The organism is Pseudomonas sp. FG6 (assembly GCF_057809015.1).
On the sequence record NZ_JBMDJD010000018.1, the window covers coordinates 57,235 to 75,674 of the forward strand.

Here is an 18,440-nt window from a genome sequence, read left to right on the forward strand (position 1 = left end):
CCCGCCCTCGAGGCGGGTTTTTTCTTTCTGTCTCCCGGGCTCCGTTCAAACCAGGAGACCGCCATGCCCTTCAGTTCTGCCGAACTTGCCCTGCTGGAACACTACGTCAAGAAGATCCTTGCCGCCCCGGTGTACGAACTGGCGGTGCGAACACCGCTGCAAGTCGCCCCCGGGCTGTCCCAAGCCTTGGGCAACCAGGTGCTGCTCAAGCGCGAAGACCTGCAACCGACGTTCTCCTTCAAGATCCGCGGTGCCTACAACAAACTCGTGCAACTGACCCCGGAGCAACGTGCCCGTGGCGTCATTGCCGCGTCGGCCGGCAATCATGCCCAAGGCGTCGCGCTGGCGGCGCGGGAACTGGGCATCGCGGCCAGCATCGTCATGCCCCGGACCGCCCCGCAATTGAAAGTGCAGGGTGTACGCAAGCTGGGCGCCGAGGCGTTGCTGCACGGGGAAAGCTTTCCGTTTGCCCTGGCCCACGCGCTGGAGTTGGCGAAACAGACCGGGCGTGAGTTCGTTTCACCGTTCGATGACCCGGACGTGATCGCCGGGCAGGGCACCGTCGCCATGGAGATCCTGCGCCAGCAACCCGGCCGGCTGGATGCGATCTTTGTCCCGGTCGGCGGCGCAGGGCTGATCGCTGGGGTTGCCGCCTACGTCAAGTACCTGCGTCCGGATGTGCGCATCATCGGTGTCGAGTCGCAGCATTCGGCCAGTCTCCAGGCAGCGCTGGTGGCCGGGGAGCGGGTGAGCCTGGCGCAGGTGGGCACCTTTGCCGACGGTGTGGCCGTGGCTCAGGTCGGGGGGCACGGTCTGGATATCTGCCGTTTCTGCGTGGATGAGGTGGTGACGGTGAGCAACGACCAGCTGTGCGCCGCGATCAAGGACATCTACGACGACACCCGTTCCATCACCGAGCCCTCCGGCGCGCTGGCGGTCGCGGGCATCAAACAGTACGTCGCCCGCACGGGTGTGCAAGGCCAGACCCTGGTGGCGATCGATTCTGGCGCCAACATCAATTTCGACAGCCTGGGCCATGTCGCGGAGCGCGCGGCGGTGAGCGCGATTTGAGTTTTTTACGCGGCGTCACACTTTTTTCGGCGCAGCCGACGGGCGCCCGCTTGCGTCTGCAAAAGAACGGCTACTCTAGATTGCGACCGGGCGACAAAGCGATTGCAGTTTGCATGGGAAAAGCAGTGTTTCCTTGCATTCTGCACGAGCCCGTGGAAGCAGGACGAAGCTAAGCGCTTGATTCAAATCAATCCGGAAGGTCGTCAATACAGGCATATTTTTTGCGGGATGATTCAGGAGTTCGCATGACGAACTCGCTGATCGACAACGCAAAAGAACGAGCGAATGGCACGGTATTCGTAGTCCCAGTCCGCAGGGAAGGAAACGGAAGAAATACCGGCTTCGCGAACATAAGTTGGCCGCCTCAACAGGAGAGAGTCGCCATGTTTTTATCTGCCCTCGAAATGCGAAACATCATTGAAAGCAGTTTGCTGCCCAAGCGCTCGCAATGCACCTTGTCACCTGACCTGTCGATGACGGTGAAGATCTACGACGATCATGAAACCGATCGCGTGGCCTTGATCAAGTCCGACATCGATGCCAACAAGCTCACCGGCTGCCGGGCAATCAACGACTTGATTGCCGAGCTGCGCTCCGAGCTGGACCAGAACCAGGCCAGTGGTAACCATTTTCATCAGCAACATCACCGGATGACCGGACGCTGAAGGCAACGGCTTTTGCGCTAATCGAAACGCCAGGTGGGTCAATATCGGGTTGGTGATGGCCGAGACCTGGCATCCCTTTTTCTGTTTTTCCAGTTCAGTCCAGTTGCCGGCGGTAGGGCAGGTCGGGCCCGGTCTTGCCGCACGTCAGGGCTGCCGCGCGCATGGCGAACCCAAGCATTGCGCTGATCTGTTCCCGGGTCAGGCTGTGCAAGCCTTCGATCGAGTCCAGTCGCTGTTCTGTCAACCATGCAATCAATGCGGCCTGGAAGGTATCGCCCGCGCCCACGGTGTCGACCATTTCCACCGGACACGCCGGCAGCGACCATGAGCCGTGCTGGCGACTGAAGACTGTAGCCCCCTGGCCGCCACGGGTCAGGAACGCCAATTGGCAACGTTGCTCCAGCCAGACTTCAATGACCACCTGGGGATCGATGCCGGGGTAGAGCAGGCTCAGGTCCTCGTCGCTGACCTTGATCAGGTCTGCATATTCCACCAGCATCGCGATCCGCGCGCGCCACAGCTCGATGTTCGGTTGCGGGTTGAGTCGCACGTTCGGGTCTAGGCTGATCAGGCGCTTACCGCTTTCACGTTGCGCCAAGGCCAGGAGCGTGTCGGCGACGGGCGGTACCACCAGGGAATATGAGCCCAAATGCAAGCCGCGTACCTCGGGGCCAAGCTCCGGTAGATGGGGCAGTCTCAATTGCCTGTCCGCGCAGTCTTCGCCACGAAAACTGTAGTGAGGTGAGCCATTGGCCCCTACAGCCACCATCGCCAGCGTGGTCGGTGCGTCGAAATCCAGCAGGTATTGGGGGCTGACGCCCTCATTGAGCAGCACTTGCTGCAATCGGCGGCCCAGGTAATCGGTGGACAGCCCGGTAAACAGTGCCGATTCGACCCCCAGGCGACGCAGCCCCACCGCCACGTTGAAGGGCGAGCCACCGGCAATCGCCCTGTAGTTCACTTGCGAGATCGGCCCATCCGCCTCGTTGTCACTGAAAAAATCAAACAGCGCTTCACCACACACCAGATACATAGATGCCCGCTCTCAAAGGGTTGCGACGTGTTGTCGATATCGTTCATAAGCCTGCTGGGACGCCGCGACTTGCCCGGCGACGGGCCGGGTTTCGCTGGCCGGTTCGAGCTTGACGCAGCGCTCGCACAGTTCGGCCAGGCCTTGCGATGCGCCTGAATGGCACCACGCCGCCTGGATCGCCGCGCCCAATGCGGCGGCTTCGCTCTGTTCGGTGCAAATGACTGTGGTGTCCATGATGTCGGCGACGATCTGCCGCCACACCGCGCTCTTCGAGCCTCCGCCGATCAGGCGAATGCTCTGGGCCTGCAGCCCGTTGGCCCGCAACAGGTCCAAGCCATAACGCAAGCCGAAGGTCGTGCCCTCGACCACGGCCCGGCACAGGTTGGCCCGGGTCATGTTGGTGGTGGTCAAGCCCAGCAGGCTGCCGGTGGCCTGGGGCAGGGCGGGCACGCGTTCTCCATTGAGAAACGGCAGCATGCACACGCCTTCGGCGCCGATGGGCGCTTGGGTTATCAGGGTGTTGAAGGTGTCGATGTCCAGTTCCAACAACTCGCGGATCGCTCCGGTGGCGTTGGTCAGGTTCATGGTGCAGATCAACGGCAACCAGCCGCCGCTGGACGAGCAAAAGGTCGCGACCGACGCCTGTCGGCTGACCGAGGGTTCTGCGGCATAGGCGTAGACGGTACCGGAAGAGCCGAGGCTCATGGTGATCACGCCGGGTTGGATATTGCCGGTGCCGATGGCGCCCATCATGTTGTCGCCACCACCGCTGGACACCACGGCCTCGGGGTTGATGCCCAGGTGCGCGGCAATGGCCGGCAGGATGCGTCCGACCGGCTGATGGGCCTCGATCAACTCGGGCAACGCTGCTTGCAAGCGACCGCTGGGGTCGATGTGTTGCAGCAGCTGTACGTCCCATTGACGGGTGCGTACGTTGAAATAGCCGGTGCCCGAGGCGTCGCCGTATTCGGTGCAATGGCGACCGGTGAGCCAGTGGTTGAGGAAGTCGTGGGGCAACAGGATGCGGGCGATGCGGTTGAACACCTGAGGATGCTGTTCACGGGTCCATAACAGCTTGGACACGGTGTAGCCGGGGGCGATGACCACGCCCAGGCGCTCCAGGGAACCGCTTTCGCCGCCGAGGTGGGCCAGCAGCCGTTCATTTTCCGGGGTGGTTTCGGTGTCGCACCAGAGCTTGGCCGGGCGCAGGGCTTCGCCCTGCGCATCGAGCAGCACCAGGCCGTGCTGCTGGCCGGAGACGCCGATGCCGAGAATCGCCTGGCCATCGACGCCGGCAGCGGCCAGCGCCTGGCGGGTCGCCTGGGTGAATGCGTCGAGCCACTGCCCGGTCTCTTGCTCGCGACGGCCGTTGGGGCCGCTGATCATGTCATGGGCCGCGGTGCCCTGGCCGAGGACCTGGCCGCTGGTGGCGTCCAGGACCAGCGCCTTGGTGCCTTGGGTGCCGCAGTCGATGCCCAGGAACAGTTGTGTGTTTGCCATGGAAATCCTCAGGTTGTCAGGTCTGGGTACAGGATCAGGTCAACATTGCTTGTTGTGGCAAGGGAGCAAGCTCCCTCGCCACAACATCCGAGTCTCAATTCGCGTCAGCCAACACCCGCTCAAGCGTGCGCGTCACGCCATGCTCGCGCAAGCTGTTGCAGCACCACTCGAACGCGGCCACGAACTCCGCTGAACGGGGGATGGCGGTGCCGAAGATTTCTTCCACCTCCAGCAGCCGTTGGGTCACCAGTGCATCGTCGGCCACCAACGCCTGGCAGAACGCGGCTCGCGGGTCCGGGATGGCATACGCGACGCCGTTTTCGTCCACGCCCTTGAGGTACACCGCCCACGCGGCCACGACCAGTGCCGCGCGGCGAGTTTCGCCACCGTCGGCAATCAGGCGGTTGATGGTCGGTACGGTGAACTTGGGAAACTTCGACGAACCGTCCGAGCACACCCGCTCCAGCTGGTCGGCAATCGCCTGGTTGGAAAAACGCTCCACCAGGGTAGCCTTGTAGTCGACCAGGTCGATGCCGGGCACCGGCGCCAGTTGCGGGGTCACGTCCAGGTCCATGTAGGCCTGGATGTAGCGCACGAACAGCGGATCGTTCATGGTTTCGTGGACGAAGCGATAACCCTTGAGAAACCCCAGGTAAGTCAACGCCAGGTGGCTGCCGTTGAGCAGCTTGATCTTCATCTCTTCGTAGGGCGATACGTCGTCGGTGAACTGCACGCCGACCTTTTCCCAGGCCGGTCGGCCGTTGACGAACTTGTCCTCCAATACCCACTGCACGAACGGTTCGCAGACCACCGGCCAGGCGTCGTCGATGCCGTGTTCGTCATGCAGTTGCAGGCGATGGGCGACGCTGGTCATCGGGGTGATGCGGTCGACCATGGCGTTGGGGAAGCTGACGTTGCGGTCGATCCACTGCGCCAGGTCGGCGTCGCGCAACGCGGCAAAGGCCAACAGGGCCTTGCGGGTCACGGCGCCGTTGTGGGGCAGGTTATCGCAAGACATCAGGGTGAACGCAGGGGTGCCGCTCGCGCGGCGCTTGGCCAGGGCGGCGCAGAGGAAGCCGAACACGGTTTTCGGTGCGTTCGGGTGGGCCAGGTCGTGCTGGATCTGGGGCAGGTGGGCCATGAACTGGCCGTTGCTGTCGTCGATGCAATAGCCGCCCTCGGTGATGGTCAGCGAGACGATGCGGATCTGTGGATCGGACAGTTTGTCGATCAGCGCCTGGGCGCCGTCCTCGGCCAGCAGCATGTCGGTGATGGCGCCAATCACGCGGACTTCGGTGTCATCGCTATCACCCAGTTCAAACAGGGTGAACAGGTAGTCCTGGCCGGCCAGGTCATCCCGGGCGCGGTGGTCTTCGGCCCGCAGGCCCACGCCGCAGATAGCCCAATCCAGGCCTTCGCCGGTGTTCATCAGCGCATCGGTGTAGTAGGCCTGGTGCGCCCGGTGGAAACCGCCGACACCGATGTGGGCGATGCCCTGGCGGATGTCGCTCAACGGGTAGGCGGGCAGGGCGACTTCGGATTCGAGGTTGTGCAGGTTTTGTCGGTTGAGTTTCATCGCAGGTCTCGGCAATCAGGCGGCGGCGCGCAGCGCGCGGGTCACCGCGACGCCCTCGGCATCGAATAAATGGCAGTGTTCAGGGTCCAGGTGCAGGGCCAGCTGTTCGCCGAAACGGCTCGCCAGGTCGCCGCGAACCCGCATGGTCAAGGCTTCACCGGAAGCCGTCGTGACGTGGCAGAAGGTGTCGCTGCCCAGTCGCTCGCTGACGTCGGCGGTGACTTGCAGGGTGCAATCACCCGGTTGCGCCAGGTTCAGGTGTTCCGGACGAATGCCCAGGGTTACTGGCGCGCCGACGCCCAGGCTGGCGCCGCTCAACGGCAGGCTGACGCGAGTGCCGGCGTCCAGCAGGATTTCGTATCCCTGGCCGTCAAGGCTTGCGACCTTGCCCTTGAGAAAACCCATTTTCGGTGTGCCGAGGAAGCCGGCGACAAACAGGTTGGCCGGCTGGTGATAGAGCTCCAGCGGCGAGCCGACCTGCTCGATGCGCCCACCGTTGAGCACCACCACCTTGTCGGCCAGGGTCATGGCTTCGACCTGGTCGTGGGTCACGTAGATCATGGTCGCTTGCAGTTCCTTGTGCAGCCGCGCCAGCTCTAGGCGCATCTGCACCCGCAGGGCGGCGTCGAGGTTGGACAAGGGCTCGTCGAACAGGAAAATCTTCGGGTTGCGCACGATCGCCCGGCCAATCGCTACGCGTTGACGCTGGCCGCCGGACAGCTGCTTGGGCTTGCGTTCGAGCATCGGCCCCAACTCCAGGATCCGCGCCGCTTCGTTGACCTTTTTCTCGACTTCGGCCTTGGGCACGCCGGCCAGGTCCAGGGCGAAGGACATGTTCTTGCGCACGCTCATGTGCGGGTACAGGGCGTAGGTCTGGAACACCATCGCCAGGTCGCGCTTGGCCGGGCTGACTTCGGTGATGTCCCGGCCGTCCAGTTCGAGGGTGCCATCGCTGACGTCTTCAAGCCCGGCGATCAACCGCAGCAGGGTGGATTTGCCGCAGCCCGACGGGCCGACGAAGACCACGAATTCCTTGTCGTTCACCTCGAGGTCGATGCCTTTGATGATGGAAAAGCCTTCGAAGCCTTTTTGCAGATTCTTGATTTTCAGGTTGGCCATGGGGGTGGGCCTCCAGTCTTATTCAGTGGCGCAGGGCGGCTCTTTGTGGGAGTGGGCAGTGTGGTGGATGTGCAATCGAGTTCATTTCACGGCACCGAACGACAAACCGCGCACCAGTTGCTTCTGGCTGATCCAGCCAAAGATCAGGATCGGCGCGCAGGCCAGGGTCGAGACCGCCGACAACTTGGCCCAGAACAGCCCTTCGGGACTGGAGTACGAAGCGATCAACGCGGTCAGCGGCGCGGCTTTGGACGAGGTCAGGTTCAGCGACCAGAAGGCCTCGTTCCAGCACAGGATCAGCGACAGCAGCACGGTGGAGGCCAGGCCTCCCTTGGCAATCGGCAGCAACACCCGGACCATTTCCTGCCACAGCGTGGCGCCGTCCAGGCGTGCGGCTTCGAGGATGTCGCGGGGAATGTCCTTGAAGTAGGTGTAGATCATCCAGACCACGATCGGCAGGTTGATCAAGGTGTAGATCACGATCAACGCGATGCGCGTGTCCAGCAGGCCGAACTGCTTGGCCAGCAGGTAGATCGGCATCAGCACGCCCACCGGCGGCAGCATTTTGGTGGAGAGCATCCACAGCAGCGTGCGCTTGGTGCGCTGGGTTTCGTAGAACGCCATGGAGTAGGCCGCCGGCACCGCGATCAGCAGGCACAGGGCGGTGGCGCTGAAGGAAATCACCACCGAGTTCCAGGCGAAGCTGAAATAGTCGCTGCGCTCGTTGATGTGCAGGTAGTTCGCAAGCGTCGGCGCGAAGATGAACTGCGGCGGTGTGGCGAAGGCGTCGATCTCGGTCTTGAAGCTGGTCAGCACCATCCAGAAGATCGGGAAGAAGATCAGGATCGCAATGGCCCAGGCCAGTGTGCCCAATAGCAGGCTTTGCAGCTTGCGCGATTGTTGAAGCGTCATGGTGGCGACCTCAGGGCTTGTCGGTGAGGTTTTTGCCGATCATCCGGACCAGGATGATGGCGGCGATGTTGGCGATGACCACGGCGATCAAGCCACCGGCCGACGCCATGCCGACGTCGAACTGCACCAGCGCCTGGTTGTAGATCAGGTAGGCGAGGTTGGTCGAGGCGTAGCCGGGGCCACCGTTGGTGGTGGTGAATATCTCGGCGAACACCGACAGCAGGAAAATGGTCTCGATCATCACCACCACGGCAATCGGCCGGGCCAGGTGCGGCAGGGTCAGGTGCCAGAAGATCGCGATGGGGCCGGCACCGTCCAGGCGCGCGGCCTCCTTTTGCTCCTGGTCGAGGGACTGCATGGCCGTCATCAGGATCAGGATCGCGAAGGGCAGCCATTGCCAGCTCACGATAACGATGATCGACAGCAGCGGGTAATGGGCCAGCCAATCCACGGGTTGTGCCCCGAACAGCTTCCACACCGCCGCGAGGATTCCCGAGACCGGGTGGAAAATCAGGTTCTTCCAGATCAGCGCGCCCACGGTGGGCATGATGAAGAACGGCGAGATCAGCAGCACCCGCACGATACCGCGCCCGAAAAACTCACTGGCTTCCAACAGCGCGCTGATCAGCACGCCGAACACGATACTGATCAGCAACACACTGCCCACCAACAACAGGGTATTGGTGGCACCGGGCATGAACCCCGAGTCGGTGAGGAAATACGTGAAGTTCTCCAGCCCCACGAATTCGTTTTCACCGGGGTAGAGCAGGTTGTAGCGGATCATCGAAAAATAGACGGTCATGCCCAGTGGCACGATCATCCACAGCAGCAACAAGGCTACCGAAGGGCTGACCAGGAACCAGCCGGGGTTGGCCAGGCGGATCTTGCGAACCGGTTGGGTCAGTTCGATGGGTGCTTTGGCGGTGGTCGTTGAACTATTCATGAGTGTTTACTCTTTATACGACGCATTCCCTGTGGCGAGGGAGCTTGCTCCCGCTGGACCGCGCAGCGGGCCCAAGCCGATAGGCAATCCTTGATCGCCAGCGGGAGCAAGCTCCCTCGCCACAAATGGATGTTGACCAGCCTTTACTTGGGATACCCGGCCCGCTTCATCTCGCGTTCGGTGGTCTGCTGCGCGGCGGCCAGGGCCTGGTCGACGCTGGACTGGCCGATCAGGGCGGCGGAGAACAGCTTGCCGACCTGGGTGCCCACGGCCTGGAATTCAGGAATGGTCACCAGTTGGATACCGATGTAGGGCACCGGCTTGAGGGTCGGTTTGCTCGGGTCGGCGGCCTTGAGCGACTCCAGGGTCACCTTGGCGAACGGCGCGGCCTTCATGTAAGCGTCGCTGTAGGTCGAAGCACGCGTGCCCGGCGGTACATTGGCGATGCCATCCTTCTCGGCGACCAGGGCAGCGTATTCCTTGGACGTGGCCCAGGTGCTGAAGGTCTTCGCCGCGTCCTTGGCCTTGGAACTGGCCGGGATCGCCAGCGCCCATGAGTACAACCAGGCCGAGCCTTTGTCGGTGACCTGAGTGGGCGCGTAGGTGAAGCCGACGTGGTCGCTGACCTTGCTTTGGCTCTTGTCGGTGACGAAGGAACCGGCAACGCTGGCGTCCACCCAGATGGCGCACTTGCCGCTGTTGAACAGCGCCAGGTTTTCATTGAAGCCGTTGCTCGACGCCCCGGGCGGACCGGATTTCTTCATGGTGTCGACGTAGAAGTTCAGCGCGTTTTTCCACTCGGGGCCGCTGAACTGCGGTTTCCATTGCTCATCGAACCAGCGCGCGCCGTAGGCGTTGGCCAGCGTGGTGATCAACGCCATGTTCTCGCCCCAACCGGCCTTGCCCCGCAGGCAGATGCCGTACTGCTCCTGGTCGGGCTTGCTGAGCTTGGCAGCGAACTCGCCGATCTGCTCCCAGGTCGGTCGTTCCGGCATGGTCAGGCCGGCGTCCTTGAACAGGTCGGTGCGGTAATAGGTCATCGAGCTTTCGGCGTAGAACGGCAGGGCGTACAGGGAACCCTTGACGGACAGGCCTTCGCGCACCGAAGGGAAAACATCGTCTAGGGCATAACTGGCCGGCAGGTCCTTCATCGGCTCCAACCAGCCCTTGGCCCCCCAGAGTGCGGCTTCGTACATGCCGATGGTCAATACGTCGAACTGCCCACCCTGGGTGGCGATGTCGGTGGTCAGGCGTTGGCGCAGAACGTTTTCCTCCAGCACCACCCAGTTCAACTTGATGTCCGGGTGCTCGGTCTCGAAGGTTTTCGAGAGTCTTTGCATGCGGATCATGTCGCTGTTGTTGACGGTGGCGATCGTGAGGGTCTGTGCGCCGAGACTGACGCCGCTGAGGGTCATGCAAGCAGAGACAAGCAGAACTTTTATCGAAGGTTTCATCGCGCACTCCTTTTCCGCGCCGTGGGGCAACAGAAGGACAGTTATTGTTTTTGTGTCTTCCGGATGAGAGGAAGAATGTGCGCTGATTACAGCCCTCAATGAGCGGCGAGACAAATCATCCGTCGCACTTTGGCTGATACTTTTTTGCACTCAAGATTGGTTGACAGAGAACCTGTGGCGAGGGAGCTTGCTCCCGCTGGGGCGCGTAGCGACCCCGCTTTTTTGGGGCTGCTTCGCCCGAGGCGTCGGACCGTCCCAGCGGGAGCAAGCTCCCTCGCCACAGGGGCCCCGTCAACGCGAAATAAAGTGTCAGCCCAGGTTCTGCTCGGTCAACCGCTGCACGGCCAGCCGCCGGTAATGCGAGGGGGTCATGCCCTTGAGTTGCTGGAAGCGCCGGTTGAAGTTGGAAATGTTGTTGAAGCCGGACTCGAAACACACGTCTGTCACCGGTTTGTCGCCATCGGCCAGCAGTTCGCAGGACTTGCTGATGCGCAGGCGGTTGACGAATTCGATGAAGCAGCGGCCGGTGGCCTGCTTGAACACGCGGCTGAAGTAGGTGGGCTTCATCCCCAAGTGCTCAGCGACTTCCTCCAGGGACAATTCCCGGGCGTAGTGGGCAAAGATGTAGTCCACCGCGCGGTTGGTGCGGTCGATGCTGTGTTCGTCGGCCATTTGCGGCGCAGTGGCCCCGGACAGCAGCTGATAGTCATCGGTGGCGGCCAGCAGCTCCATCAGGATGAAAAAGTGCCCCAGGCGGCTCATGCCCTGGGAATCGGCGATGCGCTGCATCAGGATCATGGCTTGGCGGATGGTGCGCTTGCAGCGAAACTCGATGCCGTGCCGGGCACGTTCGAGCAGCGGGCCGACGGTCTTGAGTTCGGCAAACACCTGATTACCGCTTTCGAACAACTCGTCAGTGAAGTTCACCAGCATATCGCGCTTGGGCACCACTTCATCCTCGGCCACCTGGCTGATCCAGTTATGGGGCAGGTTGGGGCCGATGAGAAACAGCGATTGCGGACTGAAGTTGCCGATGTAGTCGCCAATGAACACCTTGCCGGCGCTGGCGATGATCAGGTGAAGCTCGTATTCCTTGTGGAAGTGCCAGCGCACCAAGGGGCAGGGGAAGCCGTGCTGGCGATAGATGATGGACAGCCCGTTATGGTCGTCCATCAATTCGTAAGAAGGGTCGGTGACTCTGGCTGTCCGCGTCATGCTGGCGTCTTTTGTTGTTATCGCCGCTGGATAATGCCCCCTTCGCAAGGCAGGTGTCACCCCGGACGTCCTTAGTGGCTGCGGTTTTTTTCTTCGATCCACTGCGCCATGTATTGGGTGCTTTTGTGCTGGTGGTGACGCAGCATGCTGCCGGTGAAATTGTCCCGGCGTCCTTGCGCCAGGTTCGCGCGGCAAGCCTCGATGCGCTCGATCAGCGCCGTGTTGTGCAGTTCACGGCGGTACCGGTGGGCGAGGGTAAGGCCGGCGTCCCGGGCCTGGGCCCAGCGCGCCGGATCGCTGTACAGCTGCACCGCGGCGTTGGCCAGGTCTTCGGCGCTTTGCGCAACGGCGCCGGGCCAAGGCAGGCCGCCGTCCATGGCTTCGGCACCGATGGGCGTGGTCACGCTCGGCGTGCCGCAAAGCATCGCGTCGATCAGCTTGCCCTTGATGCCAGCACCGAAACGCAGCGGGGCCAGGCAGATACGTGCTGCCGACATGACCTGCAAGGCATCTTCGGCCCAGTTCATGATGTGAAAGCCTTGGGTGGGATTGTGCAGCGCGGTGGCCTTGGGCGGGGTGTAGGCGCCGTACAGGTGCAATTGCGCCGTCGGCAGCTGCCGGCGGATCAGCGGCCAAACGGCATTCTTCATCCAAAGCACGGCGTCCCAGTTCGGTGCATGGCGAAAGTTGCCAATACTCAGGAAATGCGCACGGTCGTCGAAGGGGACGAACGGTTCGCTCGGCAAGTCGAGCATCAACGGGCACCAGAGCAGCAGGTTGCGCGGCACCTTGAAGTGCTCCACCAACAACTCGATTTCAACCTCGGAGACCATCAGGTTGAGGTCGCAACGGTACAGCGCGGCGATTTCCCGCTTGGCGAGGTCGGTGTCGGCCATCCACTGGAATTCGACATCCAGCCCCGCGCTGAAGAAGTCAGTGAAGTCCTCGGCCGCGTTATCGGTCTTCAGGCGTTCCTTCAAGCGCTGGTGCCGGGCGTGGCGCAGGCTTTGCAGGTCGGAGGTTTCCAGCACGCGCAGCGCATCGGGACAGTGTTGCTCGACGCGCCAGCCAAACTGCTCCTCCATCATGAACTGGTCGAACAGGACGATATCGGGGGCCAGCTCCTGGATAAATGCATCGAAACTGCTGTTGTTGAGTTCGATCGGCACCTCGTGGATACCCAGTGCGACCAGGTCGGCGCGGGTTTCCCCTGGACGGGCGGGGCTGCTGAAGGTGATGTCCCAGCCTTGCCCGAGAAAAGCTTCCAGGAGCTGCATGACGTGCCCGCCGGCCGCCGACGAGCGCGGCTCGGGCCAGACATAGCCGATGACCAGGACCTTGGTGGCGCAGGGATGACGCATGGGCGGGTACTTCCTTGGAGGCGAATCAGGCGCGGTCGACGCGCGGGGCGCCGATAGTGACCAAGAATGCGCCCCGGCTCAAGAAAGAATGCTGCGGACCTTGTCCCGCAATTGGTCGATGGAAAAGGGTTTGCCAATCACCGCCATGCCTTCGGGTACATCGATGCTTTCGACATAGCCGCTGGCAAACAGGACTGCCAGCGCGGGACGGGCCAGCCGCGCTTGCCGGGCCAATTCACGGCCGTCCATCACCGGCAGGCCGACGTCCGTCATCATCAGGGCAATGGGTCGTGCTTCATCGCGCAGGAACGCCAGCGCCTGCTCGCAACCGTTCGCTTCCAACACTTGGTATTCCAGCTCTTCCAGTACATCGACGATCAGCATCCGCACAATGTCATCATCCTCGACGACCAGGATGGTGGGGGGGGTGGCTGAAACAGAGGTGGGCATAGTCGGCGTTCTCGCAGGTGGTTCGGGAAGGGTGAAAAAAACAGCCTCATACATGAGTAAGTAGCGAGGTGGCACAAGTTCCCGGACTTGTACAAGAAAGGATCTATAGTACAAGGGCTGACAAGGATAAGTCGCTCCCTCGCCGTAGGGTAGAGTTGTGTGGGATGGGCGCCGGTGCCTTGTCAGAAATGTGGATCCAACCGATATTTTTCGGGCACACTCCACGGATCTCAACTGTTTACCAAGGCCCTTTCCATGACTCTTTCGTCGCCGGTTGATGAGCAAAGTTTTCGCAAACTCCTGAGCCGCAATCTTGGTATGCCGCTGGGCATGGGCGCTCTGAGCGCGGTGTTCTTCGTCGCAGTGATCGGCTACCTGTTGTCGGTCATCCAATGGGTCGGGCACACCGACCAGGTGATCAATAATACCAACGAAGCGCTGAAACTGAGCGTGGAGCTGGAAACCGGCATGCGCGGCTTTCTCTTGAGCGGCACTGAGGAGTTTCTCGAACCGTATGAACTGGGCAAGCCACAGATCGCGGCGGCGCTGCAAACATTGCTGGAACTGACAGCCGATAACCCAATCCAGACCGACCGCCTGCACAAGGTCCAAGCACTCCAGGGTGAATGGAATACCTATGCCCAAGGCTTGATCGAGATGCAACGCACCGGCGGCGATTTTGGGGCAGTGGTGAGGACCGGGCGCGGCAAGCACCTGACGGATGAGATTCGCCAGGCGTTCAATGACATCATCGAAACCGAACAGCACCTACGTGTGGCACGCAACGACGAGGTGCGCTCCTCCACGATTTGGAGTGTCGTCCTGTATCTGCTGTTCATCGCCGGGATCAGTGGTGTGCTCGCGGGTATCGGTCGGCGAGACTTGTTGAGCCTGTCGAACAGCTACAGCAAGACCCTCCAGGCCCAGCAACAGAGTGCAGTGCACCTGGAAAAACAAGCCTGGTTGCGCGACGGCCAGACCCAGTTGGCCGAGCAGGTCCTGGGGCAATTGACCCTGAACCTGCTGGGTCGCAATATCCTGCAGTTCTTTGCCCAGTACATGGGCGTCGTCGTCTGCGCACTCTATGCTCGCGAAGAAAATGGCACGTTGAAACGTGTCGCCACCTATGGCATGTCCGGTGAAGACGCCGAACAGAACCAGGTGTTCGGCGACGGTGAAGGCATCGTGGGGCAGACGGCGCAGCAGGGGCGGCTCATCCGCCTGGACAACGTGCCTGAAGACTACCTGAAAGTCAGCTCCGGCTTGGGCCAGGGATTGCCCAACAGTGTGCTGGTGGTGCCCACCAGCGACGACAAGCGGGTCAACGGTGTCATCGAGCTGGGTTTCCTGCGGCCACTGACCGAGCGCGACGTCGAGTTGTTGGAGCGGATCGCCGGAAACATCGGCACCTCCATCGAAGCCGCCCGTTACCGTCAACGCTTGCAAGAAGTCCTGGCGCAAACCCAGCAGTTGAACGAAGAGCTGCAAGTCCAGCAGGAAGAGCTCAAGACCGCCAACGAAGAACTGGAAGAACAGTCGCGCATCCTCAAGGAGTCCCAGGCTCACCTGGAAACCCAGCAGCTGGAGCTGGAGCAGACCAACGAGCAGTTGTCGCAGCAACGCGATGCCGTCGACCGCAAGAACAGCGAGCTGAACCTGGCCCAGGTCCAGTTGCAGGAGCGCGCCGAAGAGTTGCAGCGTTCGAGCAAGTACAAGTCCGAATTCCTCGCCAACATGTCCCACGAGTTGCGCACGCCGCTCAACAGTTCGTTGATCCTGTCCAAGCTGCTGGCGGAGAACCCGCAGAACAACCTCAGCGAGGAGCAGGTCAAGTTCGCCGAGTCGATCTACAGCGCCGGTAACGACCTGTTGAACCTGATCAATGACATCCTCGACATCTCCAAGGTCGAGGCCGGCAAGTTGGAAGTACGTCCGGAGAACACCAGCGTGCCGCGCCTTGTGGAGGGGCTGCGGGATCTGTTCATGCCCCTGGCGGCCGAAAAAGGCCTGTTTTTCGAGACGGAGTTGCTGCCCGACGCGCCCTCCACCCTCTACACCGATCGCCAGCGCCTGGAGCAGGTGATCAAGAACCTGTTGTCCAATGCCGTGAAGTTCACCGAGCACGGCTCCGTCCGGCTGTCGGTGGCCGGCCAGCCGGGCTCGGGCATCGCCTTCATGATCCGTGACTCGGGGATCGGCATCGCTGCCGATCAGCAGCAAAGCATCTTCGAGGCGTTCCGCCAGGCCGACGGCACCACCAACCGCCGCTACGGTGGCACCGGGTTGGGGCTGTCGATTTCCCGCGATCTGGCGACCTTGCTGGGCGGTTCGATTTCGGTTTCCAGCGAACCGGGGCAGGGCAGCGTGTTTACGCTGGTGTTGCCGGAGCGCTATGTCGAGCCTGGGGAGCGTCCGGCAGAGCCGATGACGTTTACCCCAACCGCGATCGCGCCGACCCTGGTGACGCCCAAACCTGCGCCGGCGCCCCCCGTCGCCGAGGTGGATCTGCCCATTGCGCGGTTCGCCGATGATCGGGACGAGGCGCCGTTCAATAACCGCTGCATCCTGGTCATCGAAGATGAAGAGAAGTTCGCCCAGATCCTGTTCGACCTGGCCCATGAGCTGGGCTACCGGTGCCTGGTGGCCCATAGCGCCGACGAAGGCTTTGACCTGGCGTCGCTACTGAGTCCCGACGCAATCTTGCTGGACATGCGCCTGCCGGACCACTCCGGGCTGACCGTGCTGCAACGTCTCAAGGAACAGCCCGAAACCCGACATATCCCGGTGCACGTGATTTCGGTCGAGGACCGCGCCGAGGCGGCGCTGCACATGGGGGCCATCGGTTACGCGGTCAAGCCGACCACCCGCGAGGAGCTCAAGGCGGTGTTCGCCCGGTTGGAAGCCAAGTTGACCCAGAAGGTCAAGCGGGTGCTGCTGGTGGAAGACGATGATTTGCAGCGTGACAGCATTCAGCGCCTGATCGGCGACGATGACATCGAAATCACCGCCGTTGGCCTGGCCCAGCAAGCGCTGGACCTACTGCAGACGAACGTCTACGACTGCATGATCATCGACCTCAAGTTGCCGGACATGCTCGGCAATGACCTGCTCAAGCGCATGTCCAGCGAGGAGATCTGTTCGTTCCCGCCGGTGATCGTCTATACCGGGCGCAACCTGACCCGCGACGAAGAAGCCGAGCTGCGCAGGTATTCACGCTCGATCATCATCAAGGGCGCCCGCTCCCCAGAGCGGCTGCTGGACGAGGTCACACTTTTTCTGCACCAAGTCGAGTCGCGGTTGTCCCATGAACGGCAGCGGATGCTCAAGACCGCCCGCAGCCGTGACAAGGTTTTCGAGGGCCGCAAGGTGCTGCTGGTGGACGACGATGTGCGCAACATCTTCGCCCTGACCAGCGCGCTGGAGGCGAAAGGGGCGGTGGTGGTGATCGGCCGTAATGGCATCGAGGCCATCGACCGCCTCAATGAAGTGGACGATATCGACCTGGTGCTGATGGACGTGATGATGCCGGAGATGGACGGTTTCGAAGCCACGACGCTGATCCGCAAAGACCCGCGCTGGCGCAAATTGCCGATTATCGCCGTGACGGCCAAGGCCATGAAGGATGACCAGGAACGCTGCCTGGCGGCGGGCTCCAATGATTACCTGGCCAAACCGATCGACCTGGATCGTCTGTTCTCGCTGATTCGCGTGTGGTTGCCGAATGTGGAAAGAATTTAGTGGAACGTCATACCGACATTGAACTTCGTTTGTTGATCGAAGCGATTTACCTCAAGTACAGCTACGATTTTCGGGATTACTCCGGCGCTTCCATCAAGCGCCGGGTCGAGCACGCTCTGACCCAGTTCGAATGCCAGACCATTTCGGCCTTGCAGGAGCGTGTGCTGCACGATCCCGGCGCGTTCATGCAACTGCTGCAACTGCTGACGATTCCGGTCAGCGAAATGTTTCGCGACCCGACGCATTTCCTGGCGATCCGTGAGGAAGTGGTGCCGCTGCTCAAGACCTATCCCTCGCTCAAGATCTGGATCGCCGGGTGCAGCACCGGGGAGGAGGTCTACTCCATGGCGATTCTGCTGCGCGAAGAAGGCCTGCTGGACCGTACGCTCATCTATGCCACCGACATCAACCCGCGCTCGCTGGAAAAGGCCAAGCAGGGCATTTTTTCCCTCGAAAGCGTGCGGGCCTACACTCAAAATTACCAGCGGGCCGGAGGGCGGCGTTCGTTTGCCGATTACTACACCGCCGCCTACGATTACGCGATGTTCGACAAGACTCTGTGCGAGAACGTGACCTTTGCCGACCACAGCCTGGCAACCGACAGCGTCTTTTCAGAAACCCAATTGATTTCCTGTCGTAACGTGGTGATCTACTTCAATAAAAAGCTTCAGGATCGTGCGTTCGGGCTGTTTCACGAGTCCCTTTGCCACCGAGGGTTCCTGGTCCTGGGCAGCAAGGAGACCTTGGATTTTTCGGCCTATGGCAAGCAGTTCGAGCCGTTGGTCAAACAGGAACGGATCTACCGCAAGCTATGAACCAGACGATTGATGAACCCGCGCCGCGAATCGAGGCCATCGTCGTGGGCGCTTCTGCCGGCGGCGTCGAAGCCTTGCTCAAGGTCTTCGGGTCGTTGCGCCAAGGCTTCGGTTTGCCGATCCTGGTGGTGCTGCATTTACCCGACGAGCGTGAGAGCCAGATGGCCGAGGTTTTTGGGCGTCGTCTTGCGGTGCCTGTGGAAGAAGCCCGGGACAAGCAGGACATTTGCCCAGGCACCTTGTACGTCGCGACACCCGGCTATCACTTGTCGGTCGAGGCCGACCGCAGCCTGTCGCTGAGCCTGGAACCGCCCGTGCATCATTCGCGGCCCTCCATCGACGTGCTGTTCGAGTCGGCCGCCGATGTCTACGGGCCGAACCTGCTGGCGGTGGTGCTGACCGGCGCCAATGGCGATGGCGCCCAAGGCCTGGCCAAGGTCAGGGCGCAGGGCGGGATTACCGTAGTCCAGGACCCCCATGAAGCCCAGGTAGCGACCATGCCCGAAGCCGCGCTGGCGCTGCACCAGCCCGACCACATCCTCTCTTTGCAAGACATCGGCCAGTTGCTGGCCGGGCTGGAATGAACCC

At 61.7% G+C, this 18,440-nt stretch carries 15 protein-coding genes; 5 read left to right on the top strand and 10 right to left on the bottom strand.

Annotation, left to right across the window (positions count from 1 at the left end; translation table 11 throughout):
* The first annotated feature begins 63 nt into the window (after positions 1 to 63).
* The gene (gene ilvA, locus ACODSJ_RS13935; RefSeq protein WP_489102279.1) at positions 64 to 1,071 is read left to right on the top strand and encodes a threonine ammonia-lyase, biosynthetic; all 1,008 of its coding nucleotides are present in this window, start codon (positions 64 to 66) and stop codon (positions 1,069 to 1,071) included.
* 383 nt (positions 1,072 to 1,454) lie between these two features.
* A complete protein-coding gene (locus ACODSJ_RS13940) occupies positions 1,455 to 1,736 on the top strand; it encodes a DUF1652 domain-containing protein (protein ID WP_489102319.1) in 282 nt (93 codons plus the stop codon).
* A 94-nt stretch (positions 1,737 to 1,830) separates the two neighbouring features.
* Here ACODSJ_RS13940 and ACODSJ_RS13945 read toward each other — a convergent pair whose 3' ends face one another.
* From ACODSJ_RS13945 to ACODSJ_RS13990, 10 genes are all read right to left on the bottom strand, one after another.
* The gene (locus ACODSJ_RS13945) at positions 1,831 to 2,769 is read right to left on the bottom strand and encodes a carbohydrate kinase family protein (RefSeq protein WP_489102280.1); all 939 of its coding nucleotides are present in this window, start codon (positions 2,767 to 2,769) and stop codon (positions 1,831 to 1,833) included.
* Positions 2,770 to 2,781: 12 nt separating this feature from the next.
* Positions 2,782 to 4,269, bottom strand: coding sequence for a xylulokinase (gene xylB / locus ACODSJ_RS13950; RefSeq protein WP_489102281.1), 1,488 nt, complete (start codon positions 4,267 to 4,269; stop codon positions 2,782 to 2,784).
* A gap of 94 nt (positions 4,270 to 4,363) precedes the next feature.
* Complete coding sequence (locus ACODSJ_RS13955) at positions 4,364 to 5,845, bottom strand: mannitol dehydrogenase family protein (protein WP_489102282.1); 1,482 nt, start codon at positions 5,843 to 5,845, stop codon at positions 4,364 to 4,366.
* A gap of 15 nt (positions 5,846 to 5,860) precedes the next feature.
* Positions 5,861 to 6,964 carry an ABC transporter ATP-binding protein gene (locus ACODSJ_RS13960; RefSeq protein WP_489102283.1) on the bottom strand — a complete coding sequence of 368 codons (1,104 nt, stop codon included), beginning with the start codon at positions 6,962 to 6,964 and terminating at the stop codon, positions 5,861 to 5,863.
* An 81-nt stretch (positions 6,965 to 7,045) separates the two neighbouring features.
* On the bottom strand, positions 7,046 to 7,876 hold the full coding sequence (locus tag ACODSJ_RS13965) for a carbohydrate ABC transporter permease (RefSeq protein ID WP_489102284.1): 831 nt from the start codon (positions 7,874 to 7,876) through the stop codon (positions 7,046 to 7,048).
* A gap of 10 nt (positions 7,877 to 7,886) precedes the next feature.
* On the bottom strand, positions 7,887 to 8,819 hold the full coding sequence (locus ACODSJ_RS13970) for a carbohydrate ABC transporter permease (RefSeq protein ID WP_489102285.1): 933 nt from the start codon (positions 8,817 to 8,819) through the stop codon (positions 7,887 to 7,889).
* A gap of 143 nt (positions 8,820 to 8,962) precedes the next feature.
* Positions 8,963 to 10,273: an ABC transporter substrate-binding protein gene (locus ACODSJ_RS13975; protein ID WP_489102286.1), complete on the bottom strand. Its 1,311-nt coding sequence runs from the start codon at positions 10,271 to 10,273 to the stop codon at positions 8,963 to 8,965.
* A gap of 309 nt (positions 10,274 to 10,582) precedes the next feature.
* A complete protein-coding gene (locus ACODSJ_RS13980) occupies positions 10,583 to 11,488 on the bottom strand; it encodes a helix-turn-helix domain-containing protein (RefSeq protein ID WP_489102287.1) in 906 nt (301 codons plus the stop codon).
* 71 nt (positions 11,489 to 11,559) lie between these two features.
* A complete protein-coding gene (locus tag ACODSJ_RS13985) occupies positions 11,560 to 12,849 on the bottom strand; it encodes a glycosyltransferase (RefSeq protein ID WP_489102288.1) in 1,290 nt (429 codons plus the stop codon).
* A 78-nt stretch (positions 12,850 to 12,927) separates the two neighbouring features.
* Positions 12,928 to 13,299, bottom strand: a complete 372-nt coding sequence (locus ACODSJ_RS13990) for a response regulator (RefSeq protein ID WP_489102289.1) — start codon at positions 13,297 to 13,299, stop codon at positions 12,928 to 12,930.
* A gap of 255 nt (positions 13,300 to 13,554) precedes the next feature.
* Between ACODSJ_RS13990 and ACODSJ_RS13995 the strand changes: the two genes are divergently transcribed.
* From ACODSJ_RS13995 to ACODSJ_RS14005, 3 genes are read left to right on the top strand one after another with little or no spacing between them, the layout of a single operon-like run.
* Entirely contained in the window at positions 13,555 to 17,037 is a 3,483-nt protein-coding gene (locus ACODSJ_RS13995; RefSeq protein WP_489102290.1) for a response regulator, read from the top strand.
* Positions 17,037 to 17,852, top strand: a complete 816-nt coding sequence (locus tag ACODSJ_RS14000; RefSeq protein WP_489102291.1) for a CheR family methyltransferase — start codon at positions 17,037 to 17,039, stop codon at positions 17,850 to 17,852. The genes ACODSJ_RS13995 and ACODSJ_RS14000 overlap by 1 nt, the downstream gene beginning before the upstream one ends.
* Positions 17,849 to 18,436 carry a chemotaxis protein CheB gene (locus ACODSJ_RS14005; RefSeq protein WP_489102292.1) on the top strand — a complete coding sequence of 196 codons (588 nt, stop codon included), beginning with the start codon at positions 17,849 to 17,851 and terminating at the stop codon, positions 18,434 to 18,436. Before ACODSJ_RS14000 ends, ACODSJ_RS14005 begins: the two co-directional genes overlap by 4 nt.
* Positions 18,437 to 18,440: the final 4 nt, after the last annotated feature.

Bases quoted from the DNA above. Each gene is read 5' to 3' on its own strand.
- ilvA (WP_489102279.1), top strand. From the start codon at position 64: ATGCCCTTCAGTTCTGCCGAACTTGCCCTGCTGGAACACTACGTCAAG.
- ACODSJ_RS13940 (WP_489102319.1), top strand. From the start codon at position 1,455: ATGTTTTTATCTGCCCTCGAAATGCGAAACATCATTGAAAGCAGTTTG.
- ACODSJ_RS13945 (WP_489102280.1), bottom strand. From the start codon at position 2,769: ATGTATCTGGTGTGTGGTGAAGCGCTGTTTGATTTTTTCAGTGACAAC.
- xylB (WP_489102281.1), bottom strand. From the start codon at position 4,269: ATGGCAAACACACAACTGTTCCTGGGCATCGACTGCGGCACCCAAGGC.
- ACODSJ_RS13955 (WP_489102282.1), bottom strand. From the start codon at position 5,845: ATGAAACTCAACCGACAAAACCTGCACAACCTCGAATCCGAAGTCGCC.
- ACODSJ_RS13960 (WP_489102283.1), bottom strand. From the start codon at position 6,964: ATGGCCAACCTGAAAATCAAGAATCTGCAAAAAGGCTTCGAAGGCTTT.
- ACODSJ_RS13965 (WP_489102284.1), bottom strand. From the start codon at position 7,876: ATGACGCTTCAACAATCGCGCAAGCTGCAAAGCCTGCTATTGGGCACA.
- ACODSJ_RS13970 (WP_489102285.1), bottom strand. From the start codon at position 8,819: ATGAATAGTTCAACGACCACCGCCAAAGCACCCATCGAACTGACCCAA.
- ACODSJ_RS13975 (WP_489102286.1), bottom strand. From the start codon at position 10,273: ATGAAACCTTCGATAAAAGTTCTGCTTGTCTCTGCTTGCATGACCCTC.
- ACODSJ_RS13980 (WP_489102287.1), bottom strand. From the start codon at position 11,488: ATGACGCGGACAGCCAGAGTCACCGACCCTTCTTACGAATTGATGGAC.
- ACODSJ_RS13985 (WP_489102288.1), bottom strand. From the start codon at position 12,849: ATGCGTCATCCCTGCGCCACCAAGGTCCTGGTCATCGGCTATGTCTGG.
- ACODSJ_RS13990 (WP_489102289.1), bottom strand. From the start codon at position 13,299: ATGCCCACCTCTGTTTCAGCCACCCCCCCCACCATCCTGGTCGTCGAG.
- ACODSJ_RS13995 (WP_489102290.1), top strand. From the start codon at position 13,555: ATGACTCTTTCGTCGCCGGTTGATGAGCAAAGTTTTCGCAAACTCCTG.
- ACODSJ_RS14005 (WP_489102292.1), top strand. From the start codon at position 17,849: ATGAACCAGACGATTGATGAACCCGCGCCGCGAATCGAGGCCATCGTC.